Consider the following 15,220-nt stretch of genomic DNA (forward strand, 5'->3'; position numbering starts at 1 on the left):
ATTGGGATTGCTGGAAACGGCTATAACGGGGCGTAAACGCCATAACAGCCACTCGGTTGTCGTGGGTGAGCTTGGTCGTGGCATCGTGGCAGGTACCATCCCCGAAGGCTCGATCCTGCCGGGCGACAACGAACTCTCGTTGCGTTTTGGCGTTTCCCGCACTGTTCTGCGTGAAGCGATGAAGACCCTTGCCGCAAAGCGTCTCATTGAAGCCAAAGCTAAGGTCGGCACCCGCGTTCTAGGTCGCGCAAGCTGGAACTTCTTTGATCCCGATGTGCTGACATGGCGCTTTGAGGCGGGTTTTGATGAAGTCTTTGTCGATCACCTTGCAGAAATGCGTATGGCGCTCGAACCTGCAGCCGCAGCCGCAGCCGCAGTGCATGCAACGAGCGATGAACTCATTGAGCTCTATGCCTTGGCCGCAAAATTCGATGACCCAACACATACACCGGAATCGATTGCCAAGGTCGATCTCGAATTTCATCTCGCCATTGCGCGCATGTCTGGTAATCCATTCATGCGCTCAGTCAGCAGCTTGATCGAGGCAGCTCTCGCCATCTCGTTTCAGCTATCCTCACCAGCAACGTCCCCTGAAGGCATTGCGGAGTGCGCCGCCAACCACCTGCGCATTGCTCACGCAATCGCGTCACGCGATCGCCAGAAAGCGCGCGCAGCCATGGAAAGTGTCATCACTCTTGGCGTCGAACGCATCCGCGTTGCGATATAATCAGCTTGTTACGAAACCTTCAGATCAAACTTCGGATCGCCGCGTAACGTATTGCTGACAGTGCAGATTTCCTCGGCCATCTCCGCAAGACGATGCTTTTCATCTGCTGTGAGATCACCATCAAAATGGAACGTTATATCGAACCGTTCGATGCGTGACGGGCCTTCATGTGCCTTATCGCCTTTTACTTCCACCCGAACATCGGTGAGCTTTTCACGCAATTCGAGTTTGGTGGCAGCAATGCGCGCACTCAGCGCCATGCAGGCAGCAACGGATGCATAGATCAGGTCAAGCGGATTAAAGCCCGCCTGACTGACGCTCGTTACAAGCTCCACCGTGCCGCCTGTCGGCGTGGTGATCGTTGGAAGCTTGCCGTGCGGCATGTCCGCAACTGCACCGGTTTCACGGGTTCTAACCTTCAACTCACTCATGCCAGAACTCTCCTGTATTCGACACCGCGCGCAAGCCAGCAGCCAACGCTCACATCTGTTATCGCACCCTTGTCATCACGACGGAAAACAAGTTTCCACTCACCGGGCGACGGCGCATCCAGTGAGCGTTGCACCGGCAACAGCCAGACATCCGCCCCGGCACTATAAAGCGGGTACATATCGCTCTTGCCAAGGAAACCTTCAAAAGCGCCATAGATCGTATTGCCTTCAGAGACGAGCAAAATATCGGCATTGAGCTCGTCACTATGATAGCAACCAATAATGTCCTGCCTGGCCTCTCCCTTGATGCGGTTCATCATGAGGCGTAGGTTCTCGTCGTCGCGCAAAAGCTCAATCACATCGCCATCGCGCCGGATCGTTGTCATGGACGAACGCGCTTCATTCGCGCTCTCCACATCCATCATTTCCGATCCTGTGCCAAAACGTGCCTTCAAGCGGCCAAGTCCAGCATCTTCTAGGCTCAGAACAAGACCAGTGTCCTGACACAACCATGAACCGAACCAGGCTGCATCCGCTTCCGCGCGCTGTGATTCAGAAGTCGATACGCCCAACGCGATATTCATCAATTTGAAGGCAACGTCCGAAGCTCCGCCCTCGAAGTTGAACATGGCAATCGTCGATAACCGCTCATCAGCACAATGCCAGCGCTGACAACGCCAACCGCGAAGAGCGCCGCCATGGCCAGTCAGCCTCTTACCACCTGTTTCCTCAAATTTGAGACCGAAGCCATAAGGCGCATTCGCACCATCGATGAATGTTTGCGGCCCACTCAAACGGCGATACAAGCCGGTCTCATCGCCCCGCGTTGCATCGATAAATTGTTCCCAGGCGATCATGTCATCAAGGGACGCACAGATGCCTGCGTCCCCCATCCAGTGAAGACGATTGATCGCGGGCAGAAAGCCGCGAACAGTATCGCCCTCATATCCGGTGCATTCATTGAAAAGCGCTGTATCCGGGATCAACTCGGCTGTCTTCATGCCCGCCGGCTTGAAAATACGCTCGGACAGAAGATCGACCAGCGTGCGTCCGGTATGGGCTTCGATGAGGTCCGCCAAAATACGGAAATTGCCATTGCAGTAGGAATAGTGCGAGCCCGGTTCAAAATGCGTGGTTTTCAATCGTCGCAGCAGGCTCTGCGCATGTTCTGGCAAAAACACGGCTTCAGGATCCGCGCCGCACAAAACCGTCAACGCCCAATAATCGCGCAAACCTGACTGGTTGTTGCAAAGATCACGAGTGCTCGGGCGCTCTTCTTCGAACTTGTCGAGATAGGCTGCCAGAGCATCGTCCAGCAATTCCGGTTCACCAACAGCGTCAAGCAACACGCCACAAGTGAACTGCTTGCTGATCGAGCAAATCGGCATCCGCGTTTCTGCGGTCATCACCTGCCGCGTAGTAAGATCGGCAAAGCCCCAAGCGTGTCGCAGAACAACCTCGCCATCCTTGACGACGGCAACGACACCGCCCGGTCCTTTGTAGTTTTGCGGAATTTGGCGAACGAAGGCTTCAAGGGCAGACGTATCAAGCTTGGACATGATTTACTCAAGATTCACGAGGCGACTCAGATAAAAATGATGCCTAAACACGCATCATTTTACCCGATCTATCAAGGCCATAGCCGCGTGCGGATTCTGCGCCTTATGGCCGCTGATCACATAGAGATAGACATCGCGGGCCACATTATCAGGCATTGGCGGCTTAATTGTTTTAAGACTGTCGGGTACGTGTCCTACCGCAATCGCTCTGGCTCGCTCTGCCCAATGATCAAGTTCAGCTTCACTGTAACCGAGCTTCTTGTCTTCCTGCGTACCCATGATGCGCAGATAGGCAAAAGGCGCTGTCATGTCGGCAATTTCGACAAATTTGCTGTCACCCGCAATCACAACCGCCACCCCATATTCCCGCAGCAGTGCAATGAAATCTGGCGAGTTGAAACTGTCGTGACGCACTTCGACAGCATGGCGCAGATCACGCCCATCAACACGTTTTGGCAGAAGCTTGAGGAAAGCTTCAAAGTCGACTGGATCGAACTTCTTCGTGCCCATGAATTGCCAGTTGATGACTCCGAGCTTGTTTTTCAGCTCAAGCAGGCCGCCGGTCACGAATTTCTCGATACCCCCGCCTGCTTCGGCCAGCACCCGTCGATTGGTCGAAAAGCGAGGTGCTTTCAGCGAAAAAACGAAATTATCCGGCGTTTCGTCATGCCACTTGGCAAAAGTCGTAGGTTTCTGCGGGCCATAATAGGTGCTGTTGATTTCGATAGAAGTCAGCTTGCTTGAAGCGTATTCGAGCTGGCGCTTTTTGGAGAGCTTTTCTGGATAAAAACTCTTGTCCCATTCCTCAAAAGCCCAGCCGCCAATACCCACGCGGATTTTGCCTGAATTTGTCTCACGCATTTTATCCATACCTCCACGACATGAGTTCATGAGCGTTGCTCATCATGTTTACGCTGTATTCACATCGTCCACTATGCTGTTATCTCTAATGCGTTTGTGAGGAGGAAACAAATGTCAGAAACAAAAGATCCGATCGTTATCGCCAGTGCGGTACGAACACCGATCGGAAGTTTTCAGGGAGCGCTCAAGGGAGAGGCTGCAACAGCACTGGGCGCTGTTACGATCAGGGAAGCAGTCAGCCGCGCCAAGCTCAACCCGGATCAAATTGACGAAGTGCTTATGGGCTGCGTATTGCCCGCAGGGCTGGGACAGGCACCTGGGCGTCAGGCCTCAATTCATGCTGGCCTCCCGCAGGATGTGCCCTGCTCGACCATCAACAAGGTTTGCGGATCGGGCATGAAGACCGTCATGCTGGGCGCCGATCTCATTTCCGCAGGAAGTGCGGAAATCGTGGTTGCTGGCGGCATGGAAAGCATGACCAATGCACCTTATCTGCTTGAAAAAGCACGCGGTGGCTATCGCATGGGCCACGGCAAAATCTACGATCACATGTTCCTCGACGGCCTTGAAGACGCTTATGACAAAGGCCGCGCCATGGGAACATTCGCGGAAGAAACCGCAGACCATTACCAGTTCACGCGTCAGCAGCAGGACGAGTTTGCTCTGCGCTCGCTGTCGCGCGCACTCAAAGCTACCGAGGCAGGCTATTTCGCGAATGAGCTGGTCAGTGTTGCAGAGCTTGACCGCGATGAGCAGCCAACCCGCGCCAAGCCTGAAAAGATACCGAATCTCAAGCCTGCCTTTCGTGAAGGCGGCACTATCACCGCTGCCAATTCTTCCTCGATTTCGGATGGTGCCGCATCCCTCACCCTGATGCGCCTGTCCAAAGCTGAAAAGCTTGGCATAGAACCGCTTGCCATTATTCGCGGTCATGCAAGCCATGCGCAACAGCCTGCTTTATTCACCACGGCACCGATTTTTGCGATGAAGAAACTCTTCGAGAAAACCGGTTGGAATGCACGCGACGTTGATTTGTTTGAAATCAATGAAGCTTTCGCCGTTGTTGTTATGGCTGCAATGCAGGAACTCGACCTTCCCGCCGACAAGGTGAATATCCATGGTGGTGCCTGCGCTATGGGCCATCCGATTGGCTGCTCTGGCGCGCGCATCATCGTCACGCTGCTTCATGCCATGAAGCAGAACGATCTCAAACGCGGCATGGCTTCAGTCTGTATCGGTGGCGGCGAAGCAACTGCCATTGCAGTTGAGACAATCTGAGGGGGCATTATGGATATTGAAGGAAAAATCGCCATCGTCAGCGGTGGTGCATCGGGTCTGGGTGCTGCGACAGCGCGGGCATTGGCTGCCAAAGGCGCAAAAATTGCGCTCCTCGACTTCAACATCGATGGTGCCAATACTGTCGCTTCTGAGATTGGTGGCATCGCCGTTCAATGCGACGTCTCGGATGCGGCAAGTGCTGAAGCGGCGTTTCAGACAATCGGCCAAAAGCTTGGAACACCATATATTCTGGTGAATTGTGCAGGCGTTGCCCCGGCAAAGAAAATGCTCGCTCGCGATGGCAGCGTTATGCCGCTCGATGATTTCCGCCGTGCTGTTGAAATCAACCTCATCGGTTCATTCAATCTGTTGCGGCTATTTGCAGATGTCGCATCCAAAAGCGAAGCTCTGCCAACCGGCGAGCGCGGCGTTGTGATCAATACCGCCTCTGTTGCGGCTTTTGACGGTCAGATTGGCCAGACGGCCTATGCAGCGTCTAAATGCGGCGTTGTCGGCCTGACACTGCCTGCCGCGCGTGAACTTGCGCCACTCGGCATTCGCGTGTGCGCCATCGCACCCGGTATTTTTGAAACCCCAATGCTCAAAGGCCTGCCGCAACCGGCACAGGATGCGCTTGGGAAAATGGTTCCTTTCCCCCCACGTCTGGGTCGGCCAGACGAATATGCGGCGCTCGCACTGCATATTATCGAAAACAGCATGCTCAATGGCGAAACCATAAGGCTCGATGGTGCGCTGCGTATGCCTCCGAAATAGAGCGCATATGCGCCAAAGTCTTTCAGACATTTTGAGAGTAGGGAAATGCACAAATCCACAACCAACAGCAACATGCGGACGGGTGGTCAGATATTGGTGGATGCACTTGGCATTCACGGCGTCGACCGCGTTTTCTGCGTGCCTGGCGAAAGCTATCTTGCAGCACTTGATGCCTTTCACGATGTCAGCGACGAGATTGACCTCATCGTCTGCCGTCAGGAAGGTGGAGCTGCTTACATGGCTGATGCCTACGGCAAGCTGACCGGAAAACCCGGCATCTGCTTTGTCACGCGCGGTCCCGGCGCAACCAACGCCTCCGTAGGCGTTCATACAGCCTTTCAGGATTCCACGCCGATGCTTCTGTTCATCGGGCAGGTCGCGAGCGATCAGGTGGAACGCGAGGCATTTCAGGAAGTTGATTACCGTCGCATGTTCGGCCAGATGGCTAAATGGGTAGTGCAGATCGATGATGCCGCCCGTATCCCGGAACTGGTCAGTCAGGCTTTCCACCGCGCAGTCAATGGACGCCCCGGCCCTGTGGTCATCGCCCTGCCGGAAGATATGCTGACATCACACGCAACGGTCAGTGATACACCGGCATACAAGCATGTCGAGATGCATCCGGGCTTTGAGCAGTTACAGGACATGAGAACGCTTCTCGAAAAAGCCGAACGTCCGCTGATGATCGTCGGTGGTGGCGGCTGGAACCCGCAAGCCGTCCACGACCTGCAAAGATTTGCGGAAAACATGTCCTTGCCCGTTGCAGCCTCGTTCCGCTGTCAGGATATGTTCGACAATACCCACCCGCTCTATGCCGGTGAAATGGGAACATCGATCAGCCCGAAACTTGCAGCCCGTGTCAAAGACTCGGACCTTTTGCTGGTCGTCGGTGCACGCCTTGGCGAAATGACCACACAAGGCTATGAGCTGGTCAACATTCCGGTCCCCAAGCAGAAGCTCATCCACGTCCATTCGGGAGCCGAAGAGCTTGGTCGCGTCTATCATGCAGATATTCCGATCAATGCCAGCATGCCCGCTTTCACAAAAGCAGCGGCAGAACTTGAGCCTATCACCAATCCCGGATTCAAAGCATGGGCGGAAAGCGCCAATGCCGACTATCGCGACAATCTGAAAACGCCCACCATTCCCGGCAATGTTCAGATGGGCGAGATCATGGAATGGTTGCGCGCACATCTGCCTGATGATGCCATCATCACCAATGGCGCAGGCAATTATTCGGCATGGCCGCACCGCTTCTATCAGTACCGCACCTATCGCAGCCAGTTAGCGCCAACCAATGGCTCCATGGGCTATGGTGTGCCTGCAGCGGTTTCTGCCAAGCTGACGGCACCGGAGCGAACCGTCGTCTGTTTCGCTGGTGACGGCTGTTTCCTGATGAACGGTCAGGAACTCGCAACGGCTGCCCAATATGGTGCCGACGCGATTTTCATTGTCGTCAATAACGGTATGTATGGCACGATCCGTATGCATCAGGAGCGTACTTATCCGGGCCGTGTTTCAGGCACAGGCCTTGCAAACCCTGACTTTGCAGCACTTGCCCGCGCCTATGGCCTGCATGGGGAAACGGTGGAAAAAACCGCAGATTTTGCGGAAGCTTTCAAGCGGTGCGAGCAATCTGGCAAACCGGGTCTCATTGAAATCCGTATCGATCCGGAAGCGCTTTCACCCAAAATGACACTGAGCCAGATGCGTGAACAGGGACTGGCCAAGCAGCGTTAAAGCGTGTCTCCCAAAGTGGGGCCGGTTTAACGGTTCTGTTTACTTTCTGCTTCAGGCCGGGTTTTCACCCTCGTGAGAACCCGGCGCTCCTCGTTTGAGGTGATTTCAATCCATTTAAATTTAGAGAATCTCCCTAAAATCATGGAGCTTCACCGCGATGTCGTGCGTGAAATGGCCTCAAATCCGACCAATACAACTTTAGTTGAGTCGAATACAATTTAGGGTAGACATTCCCGTGCAAGTCGCAGATAACCCGCCCGGGTTGCAAATGGGAGGGTAAATTGCGAACACTTAATCTATTCATCATTGGTTTTGGCTTCAGCGCACTTGTCATAACGTGCATCTACGCCATTGGCGGCGGATTGATCTGAACTCATAATCAGGATCGAAGAAGCTCCTCACCCAAAAAGCTTGCTGAAGCCTCGCGCACCGCACCAAGCATAAAATCGCTAATCACTCTGATACGCGGCGCGGCCATGACATCAACATGGCAATTCATCCAATATTCGCGTTCAAGATGCATTTCTTTAGGTAGTACTGGCGCCAGTTCTGAGTGCAGGCTGGCAATGTAATACGGCAGAACACAAAGCCCATAACCAGTCAGCGTGGCTGTCAGCTGTGCATGAATACTGGAACTCTGATAACTGCAGCGCTGCCCCGGCAATATTTCGCGCATGTAATCGAGACCGGGTGTGAACACCATATCATCGATATAGCCAATGAATGGATGCCCCGTCAGATCTTCACGCGACTTGATCGGCGGATGAGCGTTCAGATAATCACGGTGCCCATAGATGAACAGTCGATAAGGCGTGAGCCGTTCGCTGTGATAGGGACCGGTACGCGGCATATGCAATGTAATGGATAATTCCGCTTCGCGGCGCGAGAGCGACATGATCTGCTGGATTGTAACCACTTCGACTGACAGACTGGGATAAGATTGCGCCAGCACCGGCAGGCGGTCGGCTAAAAAGAAGTTGCCGAACCCCTCAAGTGTGGAAAGCCGCACCACGCCCGAGAGCGCGGAAAGATTGCCGGTCGCCTCTGTTCGGAATTTCATGGCCTCGCGCTCCATCACCTCGGCCGACTCGACAAGCCGCTCCCCGACCGGCGTCAAAAGATAGCCGCGCGGGTTTCTCTCAAAGAGTTTGGTCGCCAGCGACTGCTCCAGCCGATCAATCCGGCGCAGAACCGTGACATGGCTTGTCCGCAATTGTCTCGCCGCGGTCGAAAGCTGGCCTGTCCGTGCGACAGCCAGAAAATATTGCAGGTCATCCCAGGTAAATTGGCGCAACTGTTCCTCCCTGCCTCTGTCTGTGCATTTTTGTACAGACTGTGTTCAAAAATTGTTGTTCGTGTACGCATTTGTCAATGCTACCGTCCTAATTAATTGCCCGAGTGGAGGAACAGATCGGGCAGAAGCAGAGGGGGAAATGGCTTAGAGGAAAGCCATCGACCCGATCCGAAAGGCATATTTACTGGAGGTTGCCGCCCGATTTTTCGTGGTGGTTTATGGGCTTATTGGGAGGAGCACTGAATGAAACTTTTCGCACTTGCAACGGCTGCACTTTTTGCTGCAACCGCAATTTCATCTGCAGCAGAAATATCGGACGGTAAGGTCAAGATCGGCATCCTGAACGACCAATCCGGCGTCTATGCCGACTTCGGTGGCAAGTGGTCGTTCGAAGCTGCAAAAATGGCTGCAGAAGATTTCGGCGGCAAGGTGCTTGATGCACCCATCGAGATTATCACTGCCGACCATCAGAACAAGCCTGACGTGGCTTCGAACATTGCACGCCAGTGGTATGATACAGAGCAGGTCGATGCCATCATGGAACTGACCAGTTCTTCTGTCGGCTTGGCAGTGCAGGCTCTCTCCAAAGACAAGAAGAAAATCACCATCAATACTGGTGCCGCAACATCTGAACTGACGGGCAAGCAATGCACGCCTTACGGCTTCCATTGGGCTTATGATACCCATGCCCTTGCTGTCGGCACCGGCGGTTCGCTCGTCGAACAGGGCGGCGACACATGGTACTTCCTGACCGCCGACTATGCTTTCGGCTATTCGCTGGAAGAACAGACTTCGAAATTCGTCGAATCAAAAGGCGGTAAAGTTCTCGGCTCCGTTCGTCATCCTTTGAGCACGACCGATTATTCATCCTTCTTGCTGCAGGCGCAGTCTTCAGGTGCCAAAGTTGTCGGCCTTGCCAATGCCGGTCTTGATACGTCCAACGCCATCAAACAGGCCGCTGAATTCGGTATCGTGGCTGGTGGTCAGCGTCTTGCAGCATTGCTCTTCACGCTTGCAGAAGTTCATGGCCTTGGCCTTGATGCCGCACAGGGCCTGACGCTGACGGAAGGCTTCTACTGGGATCGCGACGATGAATCGCGTGAATTCGGCAAGCGTTTCTTCGACCGGACGGGCCGCATGCCGAACATGGTTCAGGCAGGCACTTACTCTGCGGTTCTTCAGTATCTGAAGGCGATCAAGGAAGCTGGAACCGACGAAACAGAAGCGGTTGCCAAGAAGCTGCATGAAATGCCTGTCGAAGATGTCTTTGCCCGTCACGGTAAGGTCGGCGCCAACGGACGCATGATCTATGACATGTATCTGATGGAAGTGAAGAAGCCTGACGAGAGCAAGGCACCTTGGGATTACTACAAAGTGCTGGCCACCATCCCCGGCGATCAGGCTTACATGAAGCCCGAAGAAAGCGGCTGCCCTCTGGTCACGCAGTAAGGGTGTAATTTAATGGCGAATAACACTCAAACCGTTACGGCCCTGCGTGAAGCAGGGCCAGATGTGGCGCAAACAAGCACGCAGACGGTTCTGTCGGCACGTGGGCTCGGCAAATCATTTGGCGGCTTTCATGCGGTAAAGAATGTCGATCTTGATGTGGATCATGCGCGGGTTCATGCGCTGATTGGCCCCAATGGCGCGGGCAAGACGACCGTCTTCAACCTGCTTACAAAATTTCTCCAGCCGACAAGCGGCGAGATCACACTGCTTGGTGAGAACATCACCAAAACTGATCCGGCCAAGGTTGCACGCATGGGGCTGGTGCGCTCTTTTCAGATTTCGGCCACCTTCCCCCATCTGACGGTGCTGGAAAATGTGAAAGTCGCCCTGCAACGCCCCAGCGGTCTTGCAACGCAGTTCTGGCGTTCGTTGTCCGCACTCGATCAGCTTGACGTAAAAGCGATTGAGCTTCTGGAGCGCGTCGGTCTGGCTGATGCCCGTCATGCTCTGGCGGCTGACCTGTCTTATGGCCGCAAGCGTGCGCTCGAAATTGCCACCACACTGGCACTCGACCCAAAAGTGCTGCTGCTTGATGAGCCGATGGCCGGTATGGGGCACGAAGACGTGCACATCATTGCAGCCCTCATCACCGATGTGGCCAGGGATCGTGCGGTGCTGATGGTCGAACACAATCTCAAAGTGGTGGCCGATATCGCCCATCACGTCACGGTGCTGCAACGCGGCGAGATCCTCGCGTCGGGCAATTATGCCACCGTCTCCAAAGACGAGCGCGTGCGCACCGCTTATATGGGAACCGAACATGAATAGAGGCCAACCCTTGCTATCCGTGCGCGGGCTCAATGCCTGGTATGGCGAAAGCCATGCCCTGCATGGCGTCGACCTCGACATCTGGCCCGGCGAGACAATCACGCTGATTGGCCGCAATGGCGTCGGCAAGACCACAACTCTGCGCGCCATTATGGGTATCATTCGCAAGCGTACCGGTTCCATCACGCTTGACGGCAAAGACCTTCTGCGCGTGCCGCTACATCGCATTGCCCGGACAGGGCTTGGCTTTGTGCCAGAAGAGCGCGGTATCTTCGCGACGCTCAATGTGCATGAAAATCTGCTGCTTCCACCGGTTGTTGCCAAAGGTGGTGGGGCAATGTCGCTCAATGAGATTTACGAACTCTTCCCCAATCTCTACGAGCGCCGTAACAGCCCCGGCACCAAACTTTCGGGTGGCGAACAGCAGATGCTGGCCATTGCCCGTATCCTGCGCACCGGGGTCAAGGTGCTACTGCTTGACGAACCGACTGAGGGCCTAGCGCCCGTTATCATCCAGCGTATCGGTGATGTGCTGGTAGAGCTGAAAAAACGCGGCATGACCGTGCTTCTTGTCGAACAGAATTTCCGCTTTGCCGCCAAGGTCGCTGATCGCTTCTATCTGATGGATCATGGCGTGGTAACGGAAAACTTCCCAACCACTGAACTGCCTGCCCGCATGGCAGAGCTGAACGAAGCATTGGGGGTCTGAAACAATGACAATGATTTTCGGCATCCCTTTGCAGGCGCTTCTCGGGCAATTGCTCGTCGGCCTGATCAATGGTTCTTTCTATGCCATGTTGAGCCTTGGCCTTGCCATCATTTTCGGCCTTCTGCGCATCATCAACTTTGCCCATGGTGCACAATATATGCTCGGCGCTTTTGTCGGCTATCTGTTGTTGAGCACGCTCGGCATCGGCTATTGGCCAGCCCTTATTCTCGCTCCGCTGATCGTGGGCCTCGGCGGCGCGATCATCGAACGCGTAGCGCTTTCGAGGCTCTATAATCTCGACCCGCTCTATGGCCTGCTCTTCACCTTTGGCTTAGCACTCGTGATCGAAGGCACGTTCCGCTATTATTATGGCGCTGCCGGTCAGCCTTATGCCGTCCCGCCATCGCTTGCAGGTGGCAGCAATCTCGGTTTCATGTTCCTGCCCAACTATCGCGCCTGGGTGGTCGTCGCCTCACTCATCGTCTGCATCGGCACATGGTTACTGATCGAGAAGACCAAGCTTGGCGCTTACTTGCGTGCTGCCACGGAAAACCCAACCCTTGTGAAAGCCTTCGGCATCAATGTGCCACTGCTCCTCACCTTCACCTATGCTCTGGGCGCAGCTCTTGCAGGTTTTGCCGGTATTCTGGCAGCGCCCATCTATCAGGTCAGCCCGCTGATGGGGTCCAACATCATCATTGTGGTCTTTGCCGTGGTGGTCGTCGGCGGCATGGGGTCAATCCTGGGCGCCATCATCACCGGCTATGTGCTGGGGCTGGCCGAAGGTCTGACCAAGGTCTTCTACCCGGAAGCTTCCAGCATCGTCATCTTCGTCATCATGGCTATCGTCCTTCTGGTGCGACCCGCCGGACTGTTCGGGAAGGAGGCCTGATATGGCTGATACCGCTCTTAAAGCAACCGCAGTGCCGCACGAAGCTAGGGCACCTGCTCTCAACAGCTTTTCTGCTGTCATCCTCGTCATCGCCGTTATCGGATTAATCGCAGCGCCCTTCATGGTCTACCCGATCTTTCTGATGAAGATGCTGTGCTTTGCGCTGTTTGCCTCCGCCTTCAACCTGCTGCTCGGCTATACCGGCATTCTGTCCTTTGGCCATGCAGCCTTCTTTGGCGGTGCGGCCTATGTGACGGCCCATGCCGTCAAGGTTTGGGGGGTGACGCCTGAAATTGGCATCCTGCTTGGCATGTTAACCGCTGCAGCACTCGGCCTCGTCATTGGCTATCTCGCCATTCGTCGTCAGGGCATTTATTCGACGATGATTACGCTGGCACTGGCACAGATGTTCTTCTTCTTCTGTCTGCAAGCGGCTTTCACCCATGGCGAAGATGGTCTTCAGGGTGTGCCACGTGGCTATCTCTTCGGCATCATCGATCTCAACCAGCCGATGAATATGTATTATTTTGTGCTGGCAGTGTTTGTAATCGGGGTCTTTGCGATCTGGCGCATTATCAACTCGCCCTTCGGCATGATCCTCAAATCCGTGCGTGAAAATGAAAGCCGTGCCGTTTCGCTGGGCTATTCCGTCAATCACTATAAGCTTGCCGCCTTCGTCATGTCGGCGGCGCTTGCGGGGCTTGCGGGTGGCATGAAGGCGCTCGTCTTCCAGTTCGCAACCTTGACCGATGTGGGCTGGCAGATGTCGGGCGAAGTGATCCTCATGACTCTGCTCGGCGGCATCGGGACACTGATCGGCCCCATCGTCGGTGCAGCCTTTGTGGTGGCTCTGCAGAACTACCTTGCAACCTCAGACTTCCCCGTGACAATTGTCACCGGCGTCATCTTCATGGCCTGCGTTCTGCTCTTCCGTAAAGGCATCGTAGGTGAGTTCTATGCATCGCGGCTTGGAAAGAAACTGTTCGGATAACCGACGGAGCCGCATGTTCATACGATAGCGGCTCCACCTTTTTACTGGATATAAAATCATGACCGACACCTACGATTACATCGTGGTTGGCGCGGGCACGGCTGGCTGCGCCCTTGCGAACCGCCTTTCGGCCAATCCGGACCACTCCGTGCTCCTCCTCGAAGCAGGCGGCAAAGACAACTACGCGTGGATTCATATCCCCGTCGGCTATCTCTATTGCATCGGCAATCCGCGCACCGACTGGTGCTTCACAACCGAAGCAGAGCCAGGTCTGAATGGGCGCGCACTTGGCTATCCGCGCGGCAAAGTGCTCGGCGGCTGCTCGTCAATCAATGGCATGATCTACATGCGCGGACAGGCGCGCGATTACGATCTGTGGCGTCAGGCGGGTTGCTACGGCTGGGGCTGGGACGATGTCCTGCCCCTCTTCAAAAAATCCGAGGACAATTATGCAGGCGCCGATGATCTGCATGGAGCAGGCGGTGAATGGCGCGTGGAGACCGCTCGCCTGCACTGGGACATTCTCGATGCGTTTCGTGATGCTGCCGTCGCTGCGGGCATCCCCGCGACCGATGATTTTAATCGCGGCGACAATGAAGGCGTGTCTTATTTCAAGGTCAACCAGAAGCGCGGCATCCGCTGGAACACGGCCAAGGCCTTTCTGCGCCCGGCACTCGATCGCAAGAACCTGACCGTCCAAACTGGCGCGCATGTGCGCCGTGTCGAGATCGAAGAGCTGCGCGCCACCGGCGTAACCTTCGATCAGAACGGCATCACCCGCACAGTGAAAGCGAAACGCGAGGTCATCCTTGCCGCAGGCGCAGTCGGATCGCCGCACATCCTCGAATTGTCGGGCATCGGACGCGGTGATGTTCTGCAACAGGCAGACATTCAGGTTGTTCTGGAACGCAGGCAAGTTGGCGAGAACCTGCAGGATCATCTGCAATTGCGTTGCGCTTATAAGGTTACAGGTATTCCGACGCTCAACGAAAAAGCCAGCAAACTTACCGGCAAGGCGATGATCGGGCTTGAATATCTGGTGCGCCGGTCAGGGCCCATGTCGATGGCGCCAAGCCAGCTTGGGGTATTTACGCGTTCTGATCCGTCCTACGAAACCGCCAATCTGCAATATCATGTGCAGCCACTGAGTCTGGAAAAATTCGGCGATGCGGTTCATCCCTTCCCGGCATTCACTGCCAGTGTCTGCAATCTCCGCCCTGACAGTCGCGGATCGATACATCTGAAATCACCAGATCATCGTTCGCAACCCGCAATCAGACCCAATTATCTGGCAACTGAGAGCGACCGTCGCGTTGCTGCTGATGCCATTCGTCTGACCCGCAATATCGTGGCGCAGGCACCTCTGCAAAAGTATCGCCCTGAGGAATTCAAGCCAGGCCCGAGCTATGAAACGCAGGAGCAGCTGGAAAAGGCGGCTGGCGATATCGGCACAACAATTTTCCACCCTGTCGGCACCTGTCGCATGGGATCGGATACCGATGCTGTGGTTGATCCACGTTTGCGGGTAAACGGCATTCAGGGGCTGCGGGTGGCAGATGCGTCTATCATGCCGGGAATCACTTCCGGCAATACCAATTCACCGACTTTGATGATCGCAGAGAAGGCGGCCCAGATGATAATTTCGGACAATCGTTAGAACCAGATTCTGATCAACCCCATGAGCGGA

At 55.0% G+C, this 15,220-nt stretch carries 14 protein-coding genes; 10 read left to right on the plus strand and 4 right to left on the minus strand.

What is annotated here, in order from left to right; all coding sequences use genetic code 11:
* The first annotated feature begins 1 nt into the window (after position 1).
* The gene (locus C9380_RS09525; RefSeq protein WP_024899308.1) at positions 2-727 is read left to right on the plus strand and encodes a FadR/GntR family transcriptional regulator; all 726 of its coding nucleotides are present in this window, start codon (positions 2-4) and stop codon (positions 725-727) included.
* Between the two features lie 8 nt (positions 728-735).
* On the opposite strand, the gene C9380_RS09530 is transcribed toward C9380_RS09525, so the two are convergent.
* From C9380_RS09530 to C9380_RS09540, 3 genes are read right to left on the minus strand one after another with little or no spacing between them, the layout of a single operon-like run.
* Positions 736-1,158: an OsmC family protein gene (locus tag C9380_RS09530; RefSeq protein WP_100558660.1), complete on the minus strand. Its 423-nt coding sequence runs from the start codon at positions 1,156-1,158 to the stop codon at positions 736-738.
* Positions 1,155-2,717, minus strand: coding sequence for a D-aminopeptidase (locus tag C9380_RS09535; protein ID WP_128093438.1), 1,563 nt, complete (start codon positions 2,715-2,717; stop codon positions 1,155-1,157). The genes C9380_RS09530 and C9380_RS09535 overlap by 4 nt, the downstream gene beginning before the upstream one ends.
* Before the next feature lie 54 nt (positions 2,718-2,771).
* On the minus strand, positions 2,772-3,578 hold the full coding sequence (locus C9380_RS09540) for a DUF72 domain-containing protein (protein ID WP_128093439.1): 807 nt from the start codon (positions 3,576-3,578) through the stop codon (positions 2,772-2,774).
* Positions 3,579-3,689: 111 nt separating this feature from the next.
* Between C9380_RS09540 and C9380_RS09545 the strand changes: the two genes are divergently transcribed.
* The 3 genes from C9380_RS09545 to C9380_RS09555 are packed head-to-tail and all read left to right on the plus strand — an operon-like array spanning position 3,690 to position 7,370.
* A complete protein-coding gene (locus tag C9380_RS09545; protein ID WP_128093440.1) occupies positions 3,690-4,856 on the plus strand; it encodes an acetyl-CoA C-acyltransferase in 1,167 nt (388 codons plus the stop codon).
* Between the two features lie 9 nt (positions 4,857-4,865).
* A complete protein-coding gene (locus C9380_RS09550) occupies positions 4,866-5,630 on the plus strand; it encodes an SDR family NAD(P)-dependent oxidoreductase (RefSeq protein WP_128093441.1) in 765 nt (254 codons plus the stop codon).
* A 45-nt stretch (positions 5,631-5,675) separates the two neighbouring features.
* Complete coding sequence (locus tag C9380_RS09555) at positions 5,676-7,370, plus strand: thiamine pyrophosphate-binding protein (protein WP_128093442.1); 1,695 nt, start codon at positions 5,676-5,678, stop codon at positions 7,368-7,370.
* 379 nt (positions 7,371-7,749) lie between these two features.
* Here the strand turns inward: C9380_RS09555 and C9380_RS09560 are convergent, their stop codons facing one another.
* On the minus strand, positions 7,750-8,664 hold the full coding sequence (locus tag C9380_RS09560; RefSeq protein ID WP_024899301.1) for a LysR family transcriptional regulator: 915 nt from the start codon (positions 8,662-8,664) through the stop codon (positions 7,750-7,752).
* A 243-nt stretch (positions 8,665-8,907) separates the two neighbouring features.
* Between C9380_RS09560 and C9380_RS09565 the strand changes: the two genes are divergently transcribed.
* From C9380_RS09565 to C9380_RS09590, 6 genes are read left to right on the plus strand one after another with little or no spacing between them, the layout of a single operon-like run.
* The gene (locus tag C9380_RS09565; protein WP_024899300.1) at positions 8,908-10,113 is read left to right on the plus strand and encodes an ABC transporter substrate-binding protein; all 1,206 of its coding nucleotides are present in this window, start codon (positions 8,908-8,910) and stop codon (positions 10,111-10,113) included.
* A gap of 12 nt (positions 10,114-10,125) precedes the next feature.
* Positions 10,126-10,941: an ABC transporter ATP-binding protein gene (locus C9380_RS09570; protein ID WP_024899299.1), complete on the plus strand. Its 816-nt coding sequence runs from the start codon at positions 10,126-10,128 to the stop codon at positions 10,939-10,941.
* Positions 10,934-11,650, plus strand: a complete 717-nt coding sequence (locus tag C9380_RS09575) for an ABC transporter ATP-binding protein (RefSeq protein WP_024899298.1) — start codon at positions 10,934-10,936, stop codon at positions 11,648-11,650. Before C9380_RS09570 ends, C9380_RS09575 begins: the two co-directional genes overlap by 8 nt.
* Positions 11,651-11,654: 4 nt before the next feature.
* Complete coding sequence (locus tag C9380_RS09580) at positions 11,655-12,542, plus strand: branched-chain amino acid ABC transporter permease (protein ID WP_024899297.1); 888 nt, start codon at positions 11,655-11,657, stop codon at positions 12,540-12,542.
* A gap of 1 nt (position 12,543) precedes the next feature.
* A complete protein-coding gene (locus tag C9380_RS09585) occupies positions 12,544-13,533 on the plus strand; it encodes a branched-chain amino acid ABC transporter permease (RefSeq protein ID WP_128093443.1) in 990 nt (329 codons plus the stop codon).
* A 58-nt stretch (positions 13,534-13,591) separates the two neighbouring features.
* On the plus strand, positions 13,592-15,190 hold the full coding sequence (locus C9380_RS09590; RefSeq protein WP_128093444.1) for a GMC family oxidoreductase: 1,599 nt from the start codon (positions 13,592-13,594) through the stop codon (positions 15,188-15,190).
* Positions 15,191-15,220 lie beyond the last annotated feature (30 nt).

Origin of the sequence: Brucella pituitosa, from assembly GCF_003049685.1 — a bacterium.
Classification (GTDB): Bacteria; Pseudomonadota; Alphaproteobacteria; order Rhizobiales; family Rhizobiaceae; genus Brucella; species Brucella pituitosa.